This window comes from Enterobacter sp. JJBC (assembly GCF_036936505.1).
In the GTDB taxonomy this organism is placed as follows: domain Bacteria; phylum Pseudomonadota; class Gammaproteobacteria; order Enterobacterales; family Enterobacteriaceae; genus Enterobacter; species Enterobacter hormaechei_C.
Window position 1 is genome coordinate 3,523,022 of sequence record NZ_CP136935.1, and the last position, 20,155, is coordinate 3,543,176.

Annotated in this window: 18 protein-coding genes; 5 read left to right on the plus strand and 13 right to left on the minus strand. The window is 56.7% G+C overall.

Annotated elements, in window-relative coordinates:
- Positions 1–135 precede the first annotated feature (135 nt).
- Positions 136–558 carry a DoxX family protein gene (locus RY075_RS16875; RefSeq protein ID WP_003860675.1) on the plus strand — a complete coding sequence of 141 codons (423 nt, stop codon included), beginning with the start codon at positions 136–138 and terminating at the stop codon, positions 556–558.
- A 53-nt stretch (positions 559–611) separates the two neighbouring features.
- Here RY075_RS16875 and glyA read toward each other — a convergent pair whose 3' ends face one another.
- Positions 612–1,865, minus strand: coding sequence for a serine hydroxymethyltransferase (glyA, locus tag RY075_RS16880; protein WP_003860678.1), 1,254 nt, complete (start codon positions 1,863–1,865; stop codon positions 612–614).
- A gap of 304 nt (positions 1,866–2,169) precedes the next feature.
- Between glyA and hmpA the strand changes: the two genes are divergently transcribed.
- A complete protein-coding gene (gene hmpA, locus RY075_RS16885; RefSeq protein WP_003860681.1) occupies positions 2,170–3,360 on the plus strand; it encodes an NO-inducible flavohemoprotein in 1,191 nt (396 codons plus the stop codon).
- Positions 3,361–3,437: 77 nt separating this feature from the next.
- Here the strand turns inward: hmpA and glnB are convergent, their stop codons facing one another.
- The 5 genes from glnB to purL all read right to left on the minus strand — a co-directional run bounded on the left by glnB (position 3,438) and on the right by purL (position 11,793).
- Positions 3,438–3,776, minus strand: coding sequence for a nitrogen regulatory protein P-II (gene glnB, locus RY075_RS16890; protein ID WP_003860685.1), 339 nt, complete (start codon positions 3,774–3,776; stop codon positions 3,438–3,440).
- A gap of 80 nt (positions 3,777–3,856) precedes the next feature.
- The gene (gene glrR / locus RY075_RS16895) at positions 3,857–5,194 is read right to left on the minus strand and encodes a two-component system response regulator GlrR (RefSeq protein WP_003860687.1); all 1,338 of its coding nucleotides are present in this window, start codon (positions 5,192–5,194) and stop codon (positions 3,857–3,859) included.
- Entirely contained in the window at positions 5,191–5,943 is a 753-nt protein-coding gene (gene qseG, locus RY075_RS16900; RefSeq protein WP_003860689.1) for a two-component system QseEF-associated lipoprotein QseG, read from the minus strand. Before qseG ends, glrR begins: the two co-directional genes overlap by 4 nt.
- Entirely contained in the window at positions 5,940–7,373 is a 1,434-nt protein-coding gene (qseE, locus tag RY075_RS16905; protein ID WP_302378281.1) for a two component system sensor histidine kinase QseE/GlrK, read from the minus strand. Before qseE ends, qseG begins: the two co-directional genes overlap by 4 nt.
- 532 nt (positions 7,374–7,905) lie before the next feature.
- Entirely contained in the window at positions 7,906–11,793 is a 3,888-nt protein-coding gene (gene purL, locus RY075_RS16910) for a phosphoribosylformylglycinamidine synthase (RefSeq protein WP_047653896.1), read from the minus strand.
- Positions 11,794–12,060: 267 nt separating this feature from the next.
- On the opposite strand from purL, the gene mltF reads away from it, so the two are divergent.
- Positions 12,061–13,611: a membrane-bound lytic murein transglycosylase MltF gene (gene mltF, locus RY075_RS16915; RefSeq protein ID WP_022651605.1), complete on the plus strand. Its 1,551-nt coding sequence runs from the start codon at positions 12,061–12,063 to the stop codon at positions 13,609–13,611.
- On the opposite strand, the gene tadA is transcribed toward mltF, so the two are convergent.
- From tadA to murQ, 4 genes are read right to left on the minus strand one after another with little or no spacing between them, the layout of a single operon-like run.
- Positions 13,499–14,038 carry a tRNA adenosine(34) deaminase TadA gene (gene tadA, locus RY075_RS16920; RefSeq protein ID WP_022651606.1) on the minus strand — a complete coding sequence of 180 codons (540 nt, stop codon included), beginning with the start codon at positions 14,036–14,038 and terminating at the stop codon, positions 13,499–13,501. The genes mltF and tadA overlap by 113 nt on opposite strands.
- A gap of 24 nt (positions 14,039–14,062) precedes the next feature.
- Complete coding sequence (gene yfhb, locus RY075_RS16925) at positions 14,063–14,698, minus strand: phosphatidylglycerophosphatase C (protein ID WP_003860696.1); 636 nt, start codon at positions 14,696–14,698, stop codon at positions 14,063–14,065.
- A 3-nt stretch (positions 14,699–14,701) separates the two neighbouring features.
- On the minus strand, positions 14,702–16,066 hold the full coding sequence (locus RY075_RS16930; protein ID WP_023314660.1) for a PTS transporter subunit EIIC: 1,365 nt from the start codon (positions 16,064–16,066) through the stop codon (positions 14,702–14,704).
- Positions 16,067–16,075: 9 nt separating this feature from the next.
- On the minus strand, positions 16,076–16,972 hold the full coding sequence (gene murQ, locus RY075_RS16935) for an N-acetylmuramic acid 6-phosphate etherase (protein WP_003860700.1): 897 nt from the start codon (positions 16,970–16,972) through the stop codon (positions 16,076–16,078).
- A gap of 118 nt (positions 16,973–17,090) precedes the next feature.
- On the opposite strand from murQ, the gene RY075_RS16940 reads away from it, so the two are divergent.
- Positions 17,091–17,939 (plus strand): MurR/RpiR family transcriptional regulator, encoded by an 849-nt coding sequence (locus RY075_RS16940; protein ID WP_003860702.1) that lies wholly within the window; start codon positions 17,091–17,093, stop codon positions 17,937–17,939.
- Positions 17,940–17,995: 56 nt separating this feature from the next.
- Positions 17,996–18,256, plus strand: coding sequence for a YfhL family 4Fe-4S dicluster ferredoxin (locus RY075_RS16945; RefSeq protein WP_003860704.1), 261 nt, complete (start codon positions 17,996–17,998; stop codon positions 18,254–18,256).
- On the opposite strand, the gene acpS is transcribed toward RY075_RS16945, so the two are convergent.
- The 3 genes from acpS to recO all read right to left on the minus strand — a co-directional run bounded on the left by acpS (position 18,253) and on the right by recO (position 20,147).
- Positions 18,253–18,633 carry a holo-ACP synthase gene (gene acpS / locus RY075_RS16950; protein WP_003860706.1) on the minus strand — a complete coding sequence of 127 codons (381 nt, stop codon included), beginning with the start codon at positions 18,631–18,633 and terminating at the stop codon, positions 18,253–18,255. The two genes, RY075_RS16945 and acpS, sit on opposite strands and share 4 nt — an antisense overlap.
- Complete coding sequence (gene pdxJ / locus RY075_RS16955) at positions 18,633–19,364, minus strand: pyridoxine 5'-phosphate synthase (protein WP_045330528.1); 732 nt, start codon at positions 19,362–19,364, stop codon at positions 18,633–18,635. The genes acpS and pdxJ overlap by 1 nt, the downstream gene beginning before the upstream one ends.
- Before the next feature lie 75 nt (positions 19,365–19,439).
- Positions 19,440–20,147 carry a DNA repair protein RecO gene (gene recO, locus RY075_RS16960; protein ID WP_003860708.1) on the minus strand — a complete coding sequence of 236 codons (708 nt, stop codon included), beginning with the start codon at positions 20,145–20,147 and terminating at the stop codon, positions 19,440–19,442.
- Positions 20,148–20,155: the final 8 nt, after the last annotated feature.

A 20,155-nucleotide genomic window follows, 5' to 3' on the forward strand; every position in this document is an offset into this window, starting at 1 on the left:
ATCCCTGACTTTAGCAAGTCGTTAGCGCGCTATAAATTAACTAAAAATTAACATCATCACCAGCCGGACAGCGTATGGCGAGAGCGGTAAAACTGTATTACGTTTATAAGACATCGCCTGAAGAGGTCGTTTGCCATGAACAGCTTACGTTATTTCGATTTCGGCTCCTCTCGTTCTCTCCTGCTTTTAATTGCCCGCATTGCTATCGTGGTCCTGTTTATTATTTTCGGTTATCCCAAGCTGACGGGGTTTAGCGGCACCGTTCAGTATATGACGTCGCTCGGCGCCCCCATGCCCATGCTGGCCGCGATTATTGCGGTGGTGATGGAAGTCCCCGCCGCGATTCTAATCGTGCTGGGCTTTTTCACCCGCCCTCTCGCGGTGATCTTTGTCTTCTATACGCTGGGAACGGCGGTGATTGGTCACCACTACTGGGATATGACGGGCGATGCGGTCCTGCCAAATATGATTAACTTCTACAAAAATGTGAGTATCGCTGGCGCATTTATTTTGCTGGCGATTACCGGGCCGGGGGCCATCTCCCTCGATCGACGTTAGCCCATAAAAAAAGGCCGCATGAGCGGCCTTTTTCAGTTCTGCAACGCAGAGAATTATGCGTACACCGGGAAGCGTGCGCAGATGTCCAGCACTTTACCTTTAACGCGCTCGATAACCGCGTCGTCATTGATGTTGTCCAGAACGTCACACATCCAGCCCGCCAGCTCTTTTACTTCCGCTTCTTTAAAGCCACGACGAGTTACGGCCGGAGAACCGATACGGATACCGGAGGTCACGAACGGGCTCTTCGGATCGTTTGGCACGCTGTTTTTGTTCACGGTGATGTTGGCGCGGCCGAGGGCTGCGTCAGCTTCTTTACCGGTCAGGTTCTTATCAACCAGGTCCAGCAGGAACAGGTGGTTTTCAGTCCCGCCAGAGACCACTTTGTAGCCACGATTCAGGAACACTTCCACCATCGCTTTGGCGTTTTTAGCAACCTGCTGCTGATAAACCTTGAACTCTGGCTCCATCGCTTCTTTCAGCGCGACGGCTTTCGCGGCGATAACGTGCATCAGCGGGCCGCCCTGGGCGCTTGGGAATACGGCGGAGTTCAGCTTTTTGTACAGCTCTTCGTCACCGCCTTTCGCCAGGATCAGCCCACCGCGTGGACCCGCCAGGGTTTTGTGGGTGGTGGTGGTCACAACGTGCGCATGTGGAACCGGGTTCGGGTAAACGCCAGCGGCAATCAGACCGGCAACGTGCGCCATGTCGACGAACAGGTACGCGCCGATGCTGTCAGCGATTTCACGCATTTTTGCCCAGTCAACGATGCCGGAGTAAGCAGAGAAGCCACCGATGATCATCTTCGGCTTGTGCTCTTTGGCCTGCTTCGCCATGTCTTCGTAGTCAATTTTACCGGACTCATCAATACCGTAAGGGATGATGTTGTACAGTTTGCCAGAGAAGTTAACCGGGGAGCCGTGAGTCAGGTGGCCGCCCTGCGCCAGGTTCATACCCAGAACGGTATCGCCCGGCTGCAACAGCGCGGTATAAACAGCGAAGTTAGCCTGAGAGCCAGAGTGCGGCTGGACGTTCGCGTAGTCAGCGCCAAAGAGTTCTTTCGCACGGTCAATAGCCAGCTGCTCAACGATATCAACGTATTCGCAACCGCCGTAGTAGCGCTTGCCCGGATAACCTTCAGCATATTTGTTGGTCAGCTGAGAACCCTGCGCCTGCATCACGCGCGGGCTGGTGTAGTTTTCGGAGGCGATCAGTTCGATGTGCTCTTCCTGACGTACTTTTTCCTGCTCCATAGCCTGCCACAGTTCGGCATCATAATCGGCAATGTTCATTTCACGCTTTAACATCCGCATCTCCTGACTCAGCTAACAAGTAAATTTTTGGCCTGAAAAGGCAGTCCTGTTGGACGACGGGCAACAGTATAACTGAATAGTTCTGCGATAACAGGTCTTGACAAACGATTTTACGCAAACGTTTACCTCCACGCCACGCAAGGGTTTGAGCAATAAAGCTCTCACCATTTTCAACGGATTTCTTTTCAGCTTTGTGATGCATATTTTTCACGATGCAAAGAACCATTTACATTGCAGGGGTATTTTTATAAGATGCATCTAAAATACATCATTAAAGTAACATCAGAAGGAAGCTGCTATGCTCGACGCCCAAACCATCGCTACCGTGAAAGCCACAATTCCCCTGCTGGTTGAAACGGGTCCTAAACTGACCGCCCATTTCTACGATCGCATGTTCGCGCATAACCCGGAGCTCAAAGAGATTTTCAACATGAGCAACCAGCGTAACGGCGATCAGCGCGAAGCGCTGTTTAACGCTATTGCCGCCTATGCCAGCAACATCGAAAACCTGCCGGCTCTGCTGCCTGCGGTGGAAAAAATCGCGCAGAAGCACACCAGCTTCCAGATCAAACCTGAGCAGTACAACATCGTCGGCAGTCACCTGCTGGCGACCCTGGACGAAATGTTCAGCCCGGGCCAGGAAGTACTGGATGCCTGGGGGAAGGCCTATGGCGTACTTGCAAACGTATTCATCAACCGTGAAGCACAGATCTACAGCGAAAACGCCAGCAAGAATGGCGGCTGGGAAGGCACGCGCGCCTTCCGCATCGTTGAGAAAACCCCGCGCAGCGCACTGATCACCAGCTTTGAGTTTGAGCCAGTTGACGGTCAGCCAGTTGCCGATTACCAGCCGGGCCAGTATCTGGGCGTCTGGCTGAAGCCTGAAGGCTTCCCGCATCAGGAGATTCGCCAGTACTCCCTGACCCGCAAGCCAGACGGCAAAGGCTATCGCATTGCGGTTAAACGTGAGGAAGGTGGTCAGGTATCCAACTGGCTCCATAACGAAGCCAGCGTGGGCGACGTGGTCCATCTGGCGGCACCGGCGGGCGATTTCTTTATGGCCGTTGAAACGAATACCCCGGTGACGCTGATCTCCGCAGGCGTGGGTCAGACGCCAATGCTGGCGATGCTGGATACGCTGGCGAAAGCAAACCACAGCGCGCAGGTTAACTGGTTCCACGCGGCGGAGAACGGTGATGTTCACGCCTTTGCGGACGAAGTGAAAGCGCTGGGAGCGGGTCTGCCACACTTTACCGCGCATACCTGGTATCGTTCACCCACGGAAGCCGACCGCGCAGCGGCTCGTTTCGACAGCGAAGGCCTGATGAATTTAGGGCAGCATGAAGGGGCGTTCAGCGCACCGGGGATGCAGTTCTACGTTTGTGGGCCGGTAGCGTTTATGCAGTATGCCGCGAAGCAGCTGGTCGACCTGGGCGTGAATAAAGACAACATTCATTACGAATGTTTCGGCCCGCATAAAGTGCTGTAATGCAAAAAGCCCCTCAACGAGGGGCTTTTTTTTTCGCCGGGTGGCAGCTGCGCCTTACCCGGCCTACCAAATCTTTTTTAAATCGCCGCGTCGTCTTCTTCGCCGGTACGGATACGGATCACGCGCGCCACGTCAAAGACGAAGATTTTCCCGTCGCCAATTTTACCGGTCTGCGCCGTGCGGATGATGGTATCCACACAGGTATCGACGATATCATCGCTTACCACGATCTCGATTTTCACTTTCGGCAGAAAGTCCACCATGTACTCTGCGCCACGGTATAGCTCGGTGTGGCCCTTCTGACGACCAAAACCTTTCACTTCAGTTACGGTCATCCCGGTGATGCCTACTTCTGCCAGCGCTTCACGTACATCATCCAGTTTGAAAGGTTTAATAATCGCATCAATCTTTTTCATGGTGGGTCCTTAAACTCTTGCCAGTAAGCAGCCTCGTAATCGGTTGCTCACAGTATCATATTCAGGCGAATTTTGCGGTATTACTCTTTAAAATCGTTCGCTTCCAGCTCGTGGCGTGAGAGCAATTTATAAAACTCGGTACGGTTACGCCCGGCCATGCGCGCCGCATGGGTTACGTTGCCTTTGGTGATTTGCAGCAGCTTGCGCAGATAGTTCAGCTCGAACTGGTTTCGCGCTTCCGCAAACGTCGGTAAGGCCGTGTTTTCCCCCTCGAGCGCCTGCTCCACCAGCGCATCGCTGATCACCGGCGATGACGTCAGCGCCACGCACTGCTCAATCACGTTCACCAGCTGGCGTACGTTGCCCGGCCAGCTTGCTGTCATCAGGCGTTTCATCGCATCGGTGGAGAACGCGCGCACGAATGGTTTGTGGCGGTCAGCGGCCTGGCGCAAAAGGTGATTTGCCAGCAGCGGGATATCTTCCGCACGCTCGGCCAGCGCCGGGATTTTCAGGTTGACGACATTCAGTCGATAGTAGAGATCTTCGCGGAACTCGTTGCGCGCCATCACCTTGGGTAAATCGCGATGGGTAGCGGAAATAATGCGCACGTTGATATCGATATCGCGGTTGCTGCCAAGCGGACGCACTTTCCGCTCCTGCAACACGCGCAGCAGTTTGACCTGCAACGGCGCGGGCATATCGCCAATTTCATCAAGGAACAGCGTGCCCCCCTCTGCCGCCTGGAACAGCCCTTCACGGCTGCTCACCGCGCCGGTAAAGGCGCCGCGGGCATGGCCGAAGAGCTCAGACTCAAGCAGTTGTTCCGGCAGCGCGCCACAGTTGATGGCAATAAAGGCATTTTTACTGCGTGGGCTGGCGTTGTGGATCGCCTGGGCCAGGATCTCTTTCCCGGTCCCGCTCTGGCCGTTGATCAGCACGCTAACGTCGGATTGCGCCACCATCCGCGCCTGTTCCAGCAGGCGCAGCATCACAGGGCTACGCGTCACGATGGATTCACGCCAGCCGTCGTCGCCGGATGGCGCCGCGTGCTCAAGAGCGCTGTCGATCGCTTTATAGAGGGCGTCTTTATCCACCGGTTTGGTGAGGAAGCTGAATACCCCCTGCTGCGTCGCGGCCACCGCATCAGGAATAGATCCGTGAGCGGTGAGGATAATCACCGGCATCCCGGGCTGCTGCTTCTGGATCTCCGTGAACAGTTGCAGGCCATCCATTTCATCCATGCGCAAATCGCTGATCACCAGATCGATTTTCTCGCGGCTGAGCACTTTCAGCCCCTCCTGCCCGCTTTCAGCGGTGACCACGCTGTAGCCTTCGCTGACCAGACGCATCCCCAGCAGCTTTAACAGCCCGGGATCGTCATCCACCAGTAACAGATGGGCAGGTTTACGGCTTGTCATGGCTTCACATCCTCTTGTTTCGGCGTCTCACTGTCTGGCGTCGTGGCAGAGTTGCCTTTCGACCCATCGGGCAGATAGCTGCCTGCCGGCTTACGCGTCGAGAGCTGTCTTTCGATATCGGTCAGATTTTCGAGCTTGCGGGTGGTGGTTTCCAGCTGCTCGCGCAGCGACTCCTGCTGCTGGCGAAGCGCATCAAGCTCGCTGTCGCTTGACTGCTGCAATTTGCTGTAGCGGAAACGCTCTTCGGACAGCTGTAATTGCAGGGTTTGTCCGTCCCGCCAGAGCTGATAAACCGGGCGCACCTGGGGGGGAATATTGATCACGTAAGTATCCAGCCGCGTCACGTTGGCGCGGCGTTCGACAGGCGTGATTCTGGCATCCGCCATCACGATCCCGCGTTTAAACGCGTCCTGCCAGGTATCGTCCATCAGCATCGCCGCCTGGGCACGGGCCTCGGCGGGCGCCAGTCGCTGGGCGCAGTCTATTCCGCGCAGCCAGAACAGCGGATTGGATTCAACATCACGCCCCGACAGGCTCCAGATATCATCGCAACGTGTTGAAAGGAAATCGGCCAGCTGTTTTTGCGGCCATTTATCTTCCTGTTTGTGGCTAATCGCACTTTTTGGTGCATGGGTTACACAGCCGGCCAGCAGTAAGCAGGGCAGGCTGAGGCGCACATTTTTGCTGGAAAACACCGCGCGCAGTGCGCGGTAAAAGACGTGTGACATACTCACCAGGTTGTTATTCATTTCATTGATTTTTCCGGCTCAAGAGGCAGTTCGATACGAAAACAGACATCGGCGCGTTCATCACTCACGATGTTAAGCTCACCCTGCATGCGTCGTATGCAGTCGCGGGCAATACTCAGCCCCAGACCACTTCCTTTTACCGCACCTTTTCGCTGATGACTCCCCTGGAAGAAGGGCTCAAAGATCATCGTTTTTTCATCATCCGGAATCGGGCTTCCCGTATTCGCTACGTCAATAAATACCCGCGAACCGTTGTTATTGCTTCTGATATAAATGGTACCGGATTCAGTACCATAGTGCACCGCATTGGAATAAAGATTATCCAGTACGCTCATTAAGAGCATCGGCTCTGCCAGACAGGATGGCGCATTGAGATCCACCTGGGTATGCATCATTTTAGCTCTTGCTGGCAGGCTATGGGCGGAGATCACCATGTCCACCAGCGGTTCAATCTCAACGCTTTCAAGCACCACAGCACCATCCGCCAGCTTGCGGTTATAGTCCAGCAGTTGTTCAATAAGTTTTTGTAAATTGCGGCTACTGGCATCCAGAATCGCCACGATCTCTTTTTGCTCAGGGGATAACGGCCCCGCTACTTCATCTGCCAGCAGCTCCGTGCCTTCACGCATACTGGCCAGCGGTGTTTTGAGTTCGTGTGAGATATGGCGCAGGAACTGGTGACGCTGCGATTCCAGCCACGCCAGGCGTTCAGAAAGCCAGATGATGCGCTGACCGACCGAGCGCAGCTCGCGCGGGCCTTTAAAAACAACCGTATCCCCGAGAGATTTGCCCTCCCCCAGGCGGTTAATCATCCGCTGGATCCCCTTTACGGGGCCGATGATCATGCGGGTAAAGAGCAGCACCAGCCCGAGGCTCACGAGGAACAGCACCAGCGCCTGCCAGCCGAAGAACTGGCCGCGCTCGGCAATCTCCTGCTGAAGCTGCTGGCCGCGAGAGAAAATCACCGTGCGGGTTGACTGCACCATCTCGGTATTGGCGTTGGCGAAGGCTTCCAGGCGCGCGGCGGCGGCGGCATCGGGTCCACTGTTGTGGCACTGCAGCTGCGCAAGATCGTTCAGATCCTGACGTAACGCCTGATACAGCTTGTCGTCAGGCAATACGCCGGCGTGGGCGTCCAGCATTTCGCTATAGCGCTTGCGCTGACTCTGGTACACCTTTTCCAGCGTGCGATCGTCAAGCACGCAGTATTGACGATAGCTACGCTCCATCTCAAGCGCGGCGTTGGTCATGGCTTCACTGCGTCTTGCGTCAATAAGCGTCGTGCGGTTAGTCAGGGCCGCCTGGGCACTTAACGCATTCAGGCTTTGCCATGCCTGCCACGCCAGAACCAGCAAAGGTAGCAGGATCAGCAGGAAGGCCATCATAACGAGCTGTCGCAGGGAGCGAGGGAAAGCGGGCCAGCGTTTCAACACATTACTCTCATCATCCGGGTTTGAGGAGAGCGTAACTGAGTCTGCCCTTCAGATACAACAAAGCCGGGTAAAAACCCGGCTTTGTCATGGAATAAGGCGGTGCCTAACTCGACGTTTCGCCCTGGCCTGATAAAGCATTGCAATAATCAGTAGTTGGACGGCAGGCACCTTTTTGTGCGTCATTCGAAGTTTATGTAGCACGTCCCGAAGGGGCTGACATAAGAAGGTGAATGAGCCACTGGTTACTATTATGCAACGCGCGTGCCAGATTGCAAAAATTGATGCTATCCTTATGATTAATAATCGTTTTATTATTAAAATGCATTGATTGTCAGGTGAATGATTTCCAGGCTAAGTGTCGCTATTAAGCAACACCTTAACGGGAACCCGTCCTGACATATATAAATCAACAGGTTAAATGTCTCTTATTGGAGACACTCAATCCAGAGGATTGTCGCAATTTTGCGACAGGTACAAAAAAGCCCGGTGGCGCTCGCGCTTACCGGGCCTACAGTCAGGGCGTTGAAACTTAACCCAGTTGTTTACGCGCGTTGCGGAAAATGCGCATCCACGGGCTGTCCTCGCCCCAGTTTTCCGGGTGCCAGGAGTTGCTCACGGTGCGGAAGACACGCTCCGGGTGCGGCATCATGATGGTCACCCGACCGCTTTCGCTGGTGACCGCGGTAATGCCATTTGCCGAACCGTTCGGGTTAGCCGGATAGGTTTCGGTGACCTTGCCGAAGTTATCAACAAAGCGCAGCGCTACCAGTCCTTTGCTTTCAAGCTGAGCCAGGTGCGCCGCATCACGCATTTCAACCTGACCTTCGCCGTGCGAAACCGCGATTGGCATCTGCGAACCCACCATTCCCTGCAACAGCAGAGACGGGCTTTGGGTTACTTCTACCAGGCTGAAGCGCGCTTCGAAGCGGTCAGACTGGTTACGCACAAAGCGCGGCCAGGCTTCGCTGCCCGGGATCAACTCGCGCAGGTTAGACATCATCTGACAGCCGTTACACACGCCCAGCGCCAGCGTCTGCGGACGATGGAAGAAGGTTTCGAACTCGTCACGCACGCGGCTGTTGAACAGAATAGACTTCGCCCAGCCTTCGCCCGCGCCCAGCACGTCACCGTAGGAGAACCCTCCGCAGGCAACCAGCGCCTGGAAATCATCCAGCCCGGTACGCCCGGCCAGCAGGTCGCTCATGTGGACGTCGATGGCGTCAAAGCCCGCCCGGTGGAAGGCCGCCGCCATCTCAACGTGGGAGTTAACGCCCTGCTCGCGCAGCACGGCCACTTTCGGACGCGCACCGGTCGCAATGTACGGCGCGGCAATGTCTTCGTTTATGTCGAAGCTGAGCTTCACGTTCAGGCCAGGATCGTTGTCGTTCGCCTTCGCGTTGTGTTCCTGATCGGCGCATTCCGGGTTGTCACGCAGGCGCTGCATCTGCCAGGTGGTTTCCGCCCACCACATACGCAGCGTGGTGCGGCTTTCGCTGAACACCGCGTGGCCGTCGGCTTCAATCACGAAACGGTCGCCCTGCACCGCTTTACCGAGATAGTGTACGCAGTCTGCCAGACCGTGCTGCGCCAGAATCGCTTCTACCGCGTCGCGATCTGCGGCGCGTACCTGAATGACCGCGCCAAGCTCTTCGTTAAACAGCGCCGCCAGGCGGTCTTCGCCAAGCGTAGCAATGTTTGCTTCAACGCCGCAGTGACCGGTGAAGGCCATCTCTGCCAGCGTCACCAGCAGGCCACCATCGGAACGGTCGTGATAGGCCAGCAGCTTACGCTGCGCCACCAGCGCCTGAATTGCGTCGTAAAAGCCTTTCAGCTGGGCGACGTCGCGCACGTCGGCTGGCTTATCGCCGAGCTGGCGGTAAACCTGCGCCAGCGCGGTGGCGCCCAGGGCGTTATGGCCTTTGCCGAGGTCAATCAACAGCAGGGCGTTATCTTCAGTGGAAAGCTGCGGCGTAACGGTATGACGTACGTCTTCCACGCGCGCAAACGCGGTGATCACCAGCGACAGCGGAGAGGTCATCTCGCGCTGCTCGTTACCTTCCTGCCAGCGGGTTTTCATCGACATGGAGTCTTTACCCACCGGAATGGTCAGGCCGAGCGCAGGACACAGTTCCTCACCCACCGCTTTCACGGCTTCATACAGGCCGGCGTCTTCACCAGGGTGACCGGCGGCGGCCATCCAGTTCGCGGAAAGTTTGATACGTTTGATGTCGCCAATCTGCGTCGCCGCGATGTTGGTCAGCGCTTCACCAACCGCCAGTCGTGCAGAGGCGGCGAAGTCCAGCAGCGCCACTGGGGTGCGTTCGCCCAGCGCCATCGCTTCGCCGTAGTAGCTGTCGAGGCTCGCGGTGGTCACGGCGCAGTTAGCGACCGGGATCTGCCACGGGCCAACCATCTGATCGCGGGATACCATACCGGTCACGGTGCGGTCGCCGATGGTCACCAGGAAGGTTTTCTCTGCCACAGCAGGCAGGTGCAGCACGCGGTTGACCGCTTGTGCCACGGTGATGCCCTGGCGATCCAGCGCTTTGCCCGCCGCTTTACGGGTGGTTACGTCGCGGGTCATCTTCGGCGTTTTACCGAGCAGAACGTCGAGCGGCAGATCGATTGGCTGGTTGTCGAAATGGGTGTCACTCAGAGTCAGGTGCTGCTCTTCGGTCGCTTCACCGATGACGGCATACGGCGCGCGCTCGCGGCGGCACAGCTCGTCAAACAGCGGCAGCTGATCGGCGGCAACCGCCAGCACGTAGCGCTCCTGGGATTCGTTACACCAGATTTCCAGCGGGCTCATACCCGGCTCATCGCTCAGGATATCGCGCAGGTTGAAACGACCACCGCGGCCGCCGTCGCTCACCAGCTCAGGCATAGCGTTGGACAGGCCGCCCGCTCCCACGTCGTGGATAAAGAGAATCGGGTTAGCATCGCCCAGCTGCCAGCAGCGGTCGATCACTTCCTGGCAGCGACGCTCCATCTCAGGGTTGTCACGCTGCACGGAGGCGAAATCGAGATCCGCATCAGACTGGCCGGAGGCCATAGAAGAGGCCGCACCGCCGCCCAGACCGATGTTCATCGCCGGGCCGCCCAGCACGATCAGCTTCGCGCCGACGACGATCTCGCCTTTTTGCACGTGATCGGCACGGATGTTGCCGATCCCGCCCGCCAGCATGATCGGTTTGTGGTAGCCGCGCAGCTCTTCGCCGTTGTGGCTGTCCACTTTCTCTTCATAGGTACGGAAGTAACCATTCAGCGCCGGACGACCAAATTCGTTGTTAAACGCCGCGCCGCCCAGCGGGCCTTCGGTCATGATATCCAGCGCGGTCACGATGCGCTCTGGCTTGCCGAAATCTTCTTCCCACGGCTGTTCAAAGCCCGGGATACGCAGGTTGGAGACGGAGAAACCGACCAGACCCGCTTTTGGTTTCGCGCCGCGACCGGTCGCCCCTTCGTCACGGATTTCACCGCCGGAGCCGGTCGCCGCACCCGGCCATGGGGAGATCGCCGTCGGGTGGTTGTGGGTTTCCACTTTCATCAGGATATGCGCGGGCTCCTGATGGAAGTCATAGCGCCCTGCTTCGCGATCGGCGAAGAAGCGGCCCACCTCGGAACCTTCCATCACCGCGGCGTTGTCTTTATAGGCAGACAGCACGTGGTCAGGGGTTTGCTCCATGGTGTTTTTGATCATTTTGAACAGCGACTTCGGCTGCTGTTCGCCGTCGATAATCCAGTCGGCGTTGAAAATCTTGTGGCGGCAGTGCTCGGAGTTGGCCTGCGCGAACATATACAGTTCGATGTCGTTCGGGTTGCGATTCAGCTTAACGAATGCATCCTGAAGGTAGTCGATTTCATCCTCTGCGAGTGCCAGACCAAGACGCAGGTTTGCGTCAATCAGCGCCTGACGGCCCTGCCCCAGCAGATCCACGCTCTGTACCGGCGCAGGCTGATGGTGGGAGAACAGTTTCTGCGCATCATCCAGAGAGTCAAACACGCTCTCCATCATGCGGTCGTGCAGTTCAGCCGCAACCGCCTGCCACTGCGCGTCGCTCAGGGTAGAGGCTTCCACGTAGTACGCCACACCGCGCTCCAGACGATTAATCTGGTTCAGGCCGCAGTTGTGAGCGATGTCTGTTGCTTTGGAAGACCAGGGGGAGATGGTGCCAGGGCGTGGCGTGGCGAGGATTAATTTGCCGGTCGGCGTATGGCTGCTCAGGCTTGGGCCATATTTAAGCAGACGTTCCAGCTGTACGCGCTCCTCTGCATTCAGGGGGGCATTCAGGTCAGCAAAATGGACATACTCAGCGTAAATATTGCTTACCGGAAGGTCGGCCGCCTGAAAACGTGCCAGCAGTTTGGTAATACGGAAGGCAGACAGTGCAGGCGAACCACGCAGAATTTCCATCATAAGTCTCTCGTCTTCGAAGCGCCGGGGCGCTTACAGTGTGCGCAAGGGGGGAAAACGGGCGTCATTATAGAGAATCCTGAGCGCCGACGAAACCGTTTGCGTCGAAATAAAATCAACCTTTATGTTTAACAATAGATGTGACCTGTCTCTCTAATTGGTTGCCAACTGGCGCTACTTTGCGCAAAATGCCGCTCAATCAATGGCAAACTCTACTCTTAACATGACTACAGCACACTGAGGCAACCGGCGTCGCAGAGAATTAACTAATTGAAAAAATTAAAGATTAATTATCTGCTCATCGGCATTGTTACGTTGCTGCTGGCAGTGGCCCTCTGGCCGTCTATCCCCTGGTTCGGCAAGGCCGAAAACCGTATCGCCGCCATTCAGGAGCGGGGGGAGTTGCGCGTCAGTACACTCTCCTCCCCGCTTATTTACGACGATATCAACGGTAAAACCATCGGTCTTGATTACGAACTGGCACAGCTGTTTGCGGACTATCTGGGCGTGAAGCTGAAAGTTACCGTGCGGCAGAACATCAACCAGCTGTTTGATGATTTGGACCATGACCGTGCCGATATTCTCGCCGCAGGTCTGGTGTACAACAGCGAACGCAGCAAAAACTATCAGCCGGGCCCGACCTACTACTCCGTGTCGCAGCAGGTGGTTTATCGTGTGGGTAGCCTGCGCCCGCGCTCACTGGCCGACATCACCGACCAGCAATTGACCATTGCGCCAGGCCATGTGGTGATTGACGATCTGCGGGCGTTGAAAGAGAAAAAATACCCTAACCTCAGCTGGACGGTCGATCCTAAACTCGGCACGACCGAATTGCTGGAGCAGGTAAAAGATAAAAAGCTGGCCTATACCATTGCTGATTCGGTGGCGATCAGTCTTTTCCAGCGCGTTCATCCTGAAATCGCCGTGGCGCTGGATGTGACCGACGAACAGCCGGTGACCTGGTTTACCCAGCTGGACGACGATCAAACCGTCTCTGCGGCCATGCTCGATTTCTTTAATTCCATCAATGAAGACGGCACCCTGGCGCGTCTGGAAGAGAAATATCTCGGTCACGGGGACGATTTTGATTACGTTGACACCCGCACCTTCCTGCGCGCGGTGGACAGCGTGCTGCCGGACCTGCAACCGCTGTTTGAGAAGTACGCCCAGGAGATTGACTGGAAGCTGCTGGCGGCAATTTCCTACCAGGAATCGCACTGGGATGCTCAGGCCACCTCCCCCACGGGCGTGCGCGGGTTGATGATGCTGACCAAAAATACCGCCCAGAGCCTCGGCATCAGCGACCGGACCGATGCGGAACAGAGCATCAGCGGCGGCGCGCAGTATTTACAGGATATGATGGCGAAAGTGCCGGAGACGGTCCCGGAAGGGGAGCGGATCTGGTTTGCGCTGGCCGCCTATAACATGGGGTATGCGCATATGCTCGACGCGCGGGCGCTGACGGCGAAAACCAAAGGTAATCCGGACAGTTGGTCAGATGTAAAACAGCGCCTGCCGCTGCTTAGCCAGAAACAGTGGTACCAGAAGCTGACGTATGGCTATGCGCGCGGGCATGAAGCGTATGCCTACGTGGAAAATATTCGTAAGTATCAGATAAGCCTGGTGGGATATCTGCTGGAGAAAGAAAAAGAGGCGGCCGAGGCGCAACAGCTGGCTGAAAGCTATCCGGTGGTCGCACCGGAAGAGCTTAATCACCCTGCGGTTTCAATTCTGCCTTTTGTTGCTTTTTCTGCTGCCGACGCATTCGAAAAAAGTCACTTAACAGACCCGAACATTCTGGTGCAAGTACCCCGCCGATAGTTTTCACCTGGTGGTTCATCCCCGGATGCCCAAGTACGTCCATCAGTGAACCAGCAGCGCCCGTCTTTTCATCCCGCGCGCCAAACACCAGCGTACCGATTCGGCTGTGCACCATCGCCCCGGAGCACATTACGCACGGCTCAAGGGTGACATACAGGGTGGTATCAAGCAGACGATAGTTTTGCAGCACCAGTCCGCCCTGACGCAGCGCCATAATTTCAGCATGCGCGGTAGGATCGTGACGGCCAATCGGACGGTTCCACCCTTCCCCAATCACCTGATTGTTATGGACCAGAACCGCGCCCACGGGCACTTCGCCCTCTTCCCAGGCGCGCTGAGCCAGCGCCAGCGCATGACGCATCCAGTATTCATGATTGTGTTCAGGGTTGGACAAGGGCTGATACTCCAGTCGAAAAGCGGGCGGCATTATACACAGCCGGTACAGATAAGACTATTCGAGTTGCTGAAGTTCGCCCAGAGGCGTGACGCGCCAGCGGTGCTGACAAAAATAGAGCAGCGGGTTGTCCTGCTTGCTGTCGCTGTAGCCGCTGTACAGACGCAGCGGCGTACCGATGCGTTTCTCCAGCTGCACCACTTTTTCATGTCCGAGGCAGCGCAGGGTGAGCACCCAGCCGCCGTAGCCGCGCGCGATCTGCGTGGCGATAAGATTTACGCGCGGCAGCCAGGGCGTATCAAAATAGACTTGCTCCACCAGCGTCTGCGGGGAGCCAGTAATCAGCCAGATATCGGCATCATTGGCGTCGAGATAGCTGGTCAGGCGCGCCTGTACCACGGGAAACGCGGCGACGTGCCCGCGAAACCAGTGCGCAAAATCCTGTTCGAGCTGCTTGAGGCGCGCTTCGCTATGACCAAACGTGCATCCCCAGAGCAGCAGGCTCATCGGCCAGCGCGCTGCACGGCCTTTCACCAGCAGCGCGATGCCAATAACGGGTAACAGGGGTAATACCAGCAACGCGTTAAGGGGCTGGCGCCGTAGCAGGTAGCGCATAAAGGTGCCGAACATATCCTGCTGATGCAGCGTTCCATCCAGATCAAAAAAGACAACGCGACGCTCGTGACTGGCCAAACCTTACTCCTCTGGGTCGTTGAATCCTAACAGCCAGGTAAACAGGAACCCGGCGATCACCGCTACCAGATAGCCTAACAGATAGAGCATCACTTTTCCGGTCACGATGGTTAATGCCAGCGGTAACCCGGAGATTCCGAAGGTAATGACGGTCGCCACTTTCCAGTAGCTGATTAACGCCCCGCCCACCGCCCCACCGAGACAAGCGGCCAGGAACGGCTTACCCAGCGGCAAGGTCACGCCGAAAATCAGCGGCTCGCCGATACCGAGCAACCCGACCGGCAGCGCCCCTTTAATGACCTTTTTTAAACGCGCGTTGCGGGTTTTCATCAGCACCGCGATGGCCGCGCCGACCTGCCCAACGCCCGCCATCGACAGGATCGGCAGCAGGGCGTTATAGCCGTGCGCCTGTACCAGTTCGACGTGAATCGGCACCAGCCCCTGATGCAGACCGGTCAGCACTAACGGCAGGAAGGTCCCGGACAGCACGGCCCCCACCAGCAGCCCGCCGCGATCGATCGCCAGAGACGCGCCGTGGGCGATGGCTTCAGAGATCGCGCCGCCTAACGGTTGCAGCGCCACAATCGCCACGCTCCCGGTAATCAATGTGGTCAGCAGCGGGTTGAGGATCAGTTCAATCGAGCCTGGCAGCAACGCGCGTAGCTTTTTCTCAATCCAGCACATCAGAATGACCACCAGCAGCACGGCAATCACCCCACCGCGGCCAGGCTGAAGCGCCTCGCCAAACAGCGTAATCTGCGCCAGCTGCGGGCTGGAGAGGATACCCGCCATTACGCCGCCCATCGCCAGCGAGCCGCCGAACACTTTGGCCGTGTTCACCCCCACCAGAATATTCATGATGGCAAACACCGCGCTGCCGAAAATCGCCAGAATACCCAGCAGGTTCGGATACTGGGTGGCGAAATTCCCGACAATATCCGGACGCTTGAGGATATTGATAATCCCGGTGATCAGCCCCGACGCGATAAACGCCGGGATAAGAGGAATAAAGACGTTTGCCAGCTGGCGCAGCGCATCGCTCATGGGGGCTTTGTATTTGGCTTTCGCCTGCGCTTTGGTGCGTTCCGCGTCGTCAAAGGCGGGAGCCGTTTCACCGCCCGTCATCAGGGCGCGCATGGCATCAACCACCTGCGCCGCTTTGCCCGGACCGACAATCAGCTGGTGCTGTTGCCCCTGTTTAACGTACCCGCTCACGCCGGGGAGCTGCTTCAGGCGCGTTAAATCAAGCTTTTCGTCGTTGTACACCTCGACGCGTACACGCGTCATGCAGTTTTCCAGACGCTGAATATTTTTTTCCCCACCGATCCCAAGCAGGATGTCGCTGGCGAGCGCTGCTGTTTTGTCCATAAACGCCTCTTATTGATGTTCTAATGCCGCCCGTAAAAACCCGTGATGGGCTTCAAGCCTGGCTCTGGCCGCGGCTGCATCCAGCCCGGTTAATATCATCAGAATGGCGGGTTTTACATCGTGATCGGTCTGCTGAAGCACCTTTTCCGCCTCTTCACGACTGGCGCCTGTCGCTTCCATCACCATGCGGCAGGCTCTGTCCACCAGCTTGACGTTGGTGGCCTGCATATCCACCATCAGGTTTTGGTAGACCTTGCCAAATTTCACCATCGCGCCGGTGGAGATCATATTGAGCACCAGCTTCTGTGCGGTTCCGGATTTCAGGCGCGTGGAGCCGGTGAGCGCTTCCGGCCCGACGACCGGAGAGATGGCAATGGCGGCCACCTGCGCAATCGGCGAGCCCGGGTTACAGGAGATGGCCACCGTGGTACATCCCGTCTGTCTGGCGTATTCCAGCCCACCAATGACGTACGGCGTACGACCAGAAGCCGCCAGCCCGACGACCAGATCCTGCGCGGTCAGGTTCAGCGCCCTGAGATCGTCCTCCCCAAGCTGTTTATTGTCTTCTGCCCCTTCCACCGCTTTCAGCAGCGCGCCGGGGCCACCGGCAATCAGGCCAACGACCAGACCGTGCGGAACGCCAAAGGTCGGGGGACATTCTGAGGCATCCAGCACACCGAGGCGCCCACTGGTACCCGCCCCCATGTAAATAATGCGTCCTCCTGCTTTCAGAGCGTCGGCAGCGGCGTCTACGGCTTTCGCCACCTCGGGCAATGTCTCTTTGACTGCCAGCGCGACGAGGGTATCCTGTTGATTAAAGCGGTTTACCAGCTCCAGCGTGGACAGTGCATCAAGATCCATGGTTTGCGGGTTACGCGTTTCAGAAACAAGAGAGCCTAGATTCATGTTATTTACCTCTGGAATTTTTAATTCATAATAAACGCACTATAATGGAATATAAAATTCATTCAGGCGAGCATAATTCGTATTTGCGCGGGTAATCACATTTTCGCCAGGAGACCGTATGAACTGTTTAATTCGTATTCGCCAGCGCTACGCAGGGTTTGCCCAGAGTGACAAAAAGCTGGCGGATTATTTACTTTCCCAGCCCGATCGCGCGCGACACCTCAGCTCCCAGCAGCTGGCAGGCGAAGCCGGGGTGAGCCAGTCGAGCGTGGTGAAATTTGCCCAAAAGATAGGCTATAAAGGCTTTCCGGCGCTAAAACTGGCGATCAGTGAAGCACTGGTAAGCAACCCTAATCCGCAGTCAATGCCGGTGCATAACCAGATCCGCGGCGACGATCCGATGCGTCTGGTCGGCGAAAAGCTGATCAAAGAGAACGTGGCGGCAATGCATGCCACGCTGGATGTGAACACGGAAGAGAAGCTGCTGGAAAGCGTAGCCATGCTTCGCGACGCGCGGCGTATTGTATTGACCGGGATCGGTGCCTCCGGACTGGTTGCGCGTAACTTTGGCTGGAAGCTGACAAAAATCGGCTATAACGCCATCGTTGAACAGGATATGCACGCGCTGCTGGCGACCGTGCAGGCCATGGATCCTGACGATTTACTGCTGGCCATCTCCTATTCCGGCGAGCGCCGTGAAATTAATATGGCTACCGACGAAGCCCTGCGTGTAGGAGGAAAAATTCTGGCCATTACTGGCTTCAGCCCGAATGCGCTCCAGCAGCGGGCCACCCGCTGTCTGTATACCATCGCCGAGGAACAGGCCACTCGCAGCGCGGCGATTTCGTCGACGAGTGCGCAGATGATGCTGACGGACCTGCTGTTTATGGCGCTGGTTCAGCAGGATCTGGAGCGTGCGCCAGAGCGTATTCGTCACAGCGAAGAGCTGGTAAAAAAACTGGTTTGAACAACGAATGAGCGTATAATGCCCGCCCTGTTTGTGATGTTTCTGAGAATTTCCTGATGGCGCTGTTAATCACCAAAAAATGCATCAACTGCGATATGTGCGAACCCGAATGCCCGAACGAGGCGATTTCGATGGGCGACAGCATTTATGAGATTAACAGCGACCGCTGCACCGAGTGCATTGGCCACTATGAGACGCCGACCTGCCAGAAGGTGTGCCCCATTCCCAATACGATCTTAAAAGATCCGGCACATGTCGAGAACGAAGAACAGCTGTGGGATAAGTTTGTCCTGATGCACCATGCGGACAAAATTTAACCTTCGATAATCACCGTCGCACAGGCGTAGTGGCGTTCATCTGCAAGCGTTACGTGCATGTGCGCCACGCCCAGCTTTTCCGCCAGCTTAAGCGCCTCGCCCCATAAACGCAGACGTGGCTTACCCAGCTCATCGTTAAACACTTCAAACTGGTTAAACGCCAGGCCGTTACGAATGCCCGTGCCGAACGCTTTCGCCGCCGCCTCTTTTACCGCGAAACGTTTTGCCAGAAAGCGCACCGGCTGCTGATGCGCCTCCCAGATAGCCCATTCGTTATCGCTCAGCACGCGTCTTGCGAGGCGATCGCCGCTCCGGGCGATCACCGCTTCAATGCGGGCTATTTCAACGATGTCGGTGCCTAAGCCCAGAATAGCCATTACTGACGCGCTTCCAGCATCAGACGCTTCATCTCGGAAACCGCGTCTTTCAGACCGCTCATCACCGCACGGCCAATGATAGCGTGGCCGATGTTCAGCTCGTGCATTTCCGGCAGGGCAGCGATGGCTTTTACGTTGTGATAGGTCAGGCCGTGACCGGCGTTAACCTTCAGTCCCAGGCTCGCGGCGTAGGTTGCCGCTTTGGCGATCCGCTCCAGCTCTTTCGCCTGCGCTGCGTCGTTTTCAGCATCGGCATAGCAGCCGGTGTGAATTTCAATATACGGCGCGCCCACGTCGGCAGCGGCTTTAATCTGGGTGAAATCGGCGTCGATAAACAGTGAAACCAGGATACCGGCATCCGCCAGGCGTTTGCAGGCATCGCGCATTTTGTCGAGCTGCCCGGCCACATCCAGACCGCCTTCGGTGGTCACTTCCTGTCGTTTTTCCGGCACCAGGCAGCAGAAATGCGGCTTCGTATCGCAGGCAATCGTCAGCATCTCTTCCGTTACTGCCATCTCCAGATTCATGCGGGTATCCAGCGTCTGGCGCAGGATACGCACGTCGCGATCGGTGATGTGGCGACGGTCTTCACGCAGATGGACGGTAATGCCGTCCGCCCCAGCCTGCTCGGCGATAAACGCCGCCTGAACCGGATCCGGATACGCCGTGCCGCGCGCGTTGCGCAGGGTGGCAATGTGGTCGATGTTGACGCCTAACAGTAATTCAGCCATGACAATCCTCGGTATTTTTGTTCATTTACCTTCTCCCTCTCCCTCCGGGAGAGGGCTGGGGTGAGGGGTAAAACATTAGCGTTTCGGCATAAACTGCCTGAATAATTCGCGGCTCTTTAAAGGTTTGCCCCCAAGATACGGCTTGAGCGCAATTCGGGTAAAGCGTTTTGCCGCACGCAGGGTGTCGGCGTCCGGGAACTCGCGTTCATACAGTGCTCTGAGCTGGCGCCCGGTAAAGGTGCTGTTATCGACGACGACACTGGCAATAAAGCCCTTTTCCTCACGATAGCGATAGGTCATGGTATCTTCTACCTCGTCCCCACTCCCCGCGCAGTGCAGAAAATCAACACCGTATCCAAGGTGACCGAGCAGCGCCAGCTCGAAACGACGCAGCACAGGCTCAGGAGTGCCGGTTGCGCCAGCGAGCGACTGGATACAGTGCAGGTAATCAAAGAAAAGTTCAGAGAAGCGGGTCTCATGTTCAAGCACCCGTGAGATGAGTTCGTTGACGTACAAACCGCTGTAGAGCGTGATACCAGAAAGAGGAAGCGCGAGGGAAACGGCTTCAGCACTGCGCAGGGTTTTGACTTCCCCTCGCCCGCCAAAGCGGACCAGCAGTGGGGTGAAAGGCTGCAAGGCACCTTTGAGATTAGAACGTCTGGAACGTGCGCCTTTGGCAACAAGGCGCACGCGACCGGACTCTTCCGTGAAGACGTCCAGCATCAGGCTGGTTTCGCTCCAGGGACGACTATGCAGGACAAAGGCGCGCTGCCATCCATCCATATGCTCGT

Coding starts and splice junctions, on each gene's coding strand:
- RY075_RS16930 (WP_023314660.1), bottom strand. CDS start 16,066: ATGGACAAAACAGCAGCGCTCGCCAGCGACATCCTGCTTGGGATCGGT.
- RY075_RS16940 (WP_003860702.1), top strand. CDS start 17,091: ATGAACTGTTTAATTCGTATTCGCCAGCGCTACGCAGGGTTTGCCCAG.
- murQ (WP_003860700.1), bottom strand. CDS start 16,972: ATGAATCTAGGCTCTCTTGTTTCTGAAACGCGTAACCCGCAAACCATG.
- tadA (WP_022651606.1), bottom strand. CDS start 14,038: ATGCCGCCCGCTTTTCGACTGGAGTATCAGCCCTTGTCCAACCCTGAA.
- purL (WP_047653896.1), bottom strand. CDS start 11,793: ATGATGGAAATTCTGCGTGGTTCGCCTGCACTGTCTGCCTTCCGTATT.
- acpS (WP_003860706.1), bottom strand. CDS start 18,633: ATGGCTATTCTGGGCTTAGGCACCGACATCGTTGAAATAGCCCGCATT.
- recO (WP_003860708.1), bottom strand. CDS start 20,147: ATGGATGGATGGCAGCGCGCCTTTGTCCTGCATAGTCGTCCCTGGAGC.
- glyA (WP_003860678.1), bottom strand. CDS start 1,865: ATGTTAAAGCGTGAAATGAACATTGCCGATTATGATGCCGAACTGTGG.
- hmpA (WP_003860681.1), top strand. CDS start 2,170: ATGCTCGACGCCCAAACCATCGCTACCGTGAAAGCCACAATTCCCCTG.
- qseG (WP_003860689.1), bottom strand. CDS start 5,943: ATGAATAACAACCTGGTGAGTATGTCACACGTCTTTTACCGCGCACTG.
- glnB (WP_003860685.1), bottom strand. CDS start 3,776: ATGAAAAAGATTGATGCGATTATTAAACCTTTCAAACTGGATGATGTA.
- glrR (WP_003860687.1), bottom strand. CDS start 5,194: ATGACAAGCCGTAAACCTGCCCATCTGTTACTGGTGGATGACGATCCC.
- RY075_RS16945 (WP_003860704.1), top strand. CDS start 17,996: ATGGCGCTGTTAATCACCAAAAAATGCATCAACTGCGATATGTGCGAA.
- RY075_RS16875 (WP_003860675.1), top strand. CDS start 136: ATGAACAGCTTACGTTATTTCGATTTCGGCTCCTCTCGTTCTCTCCTG.
- pdxJ (WP_045330528.1), bottom strand. CDS start 19,364: ATGGCTGAATTACTGTTAGGCGTCAACATCGACCACATTGCCACCCTG.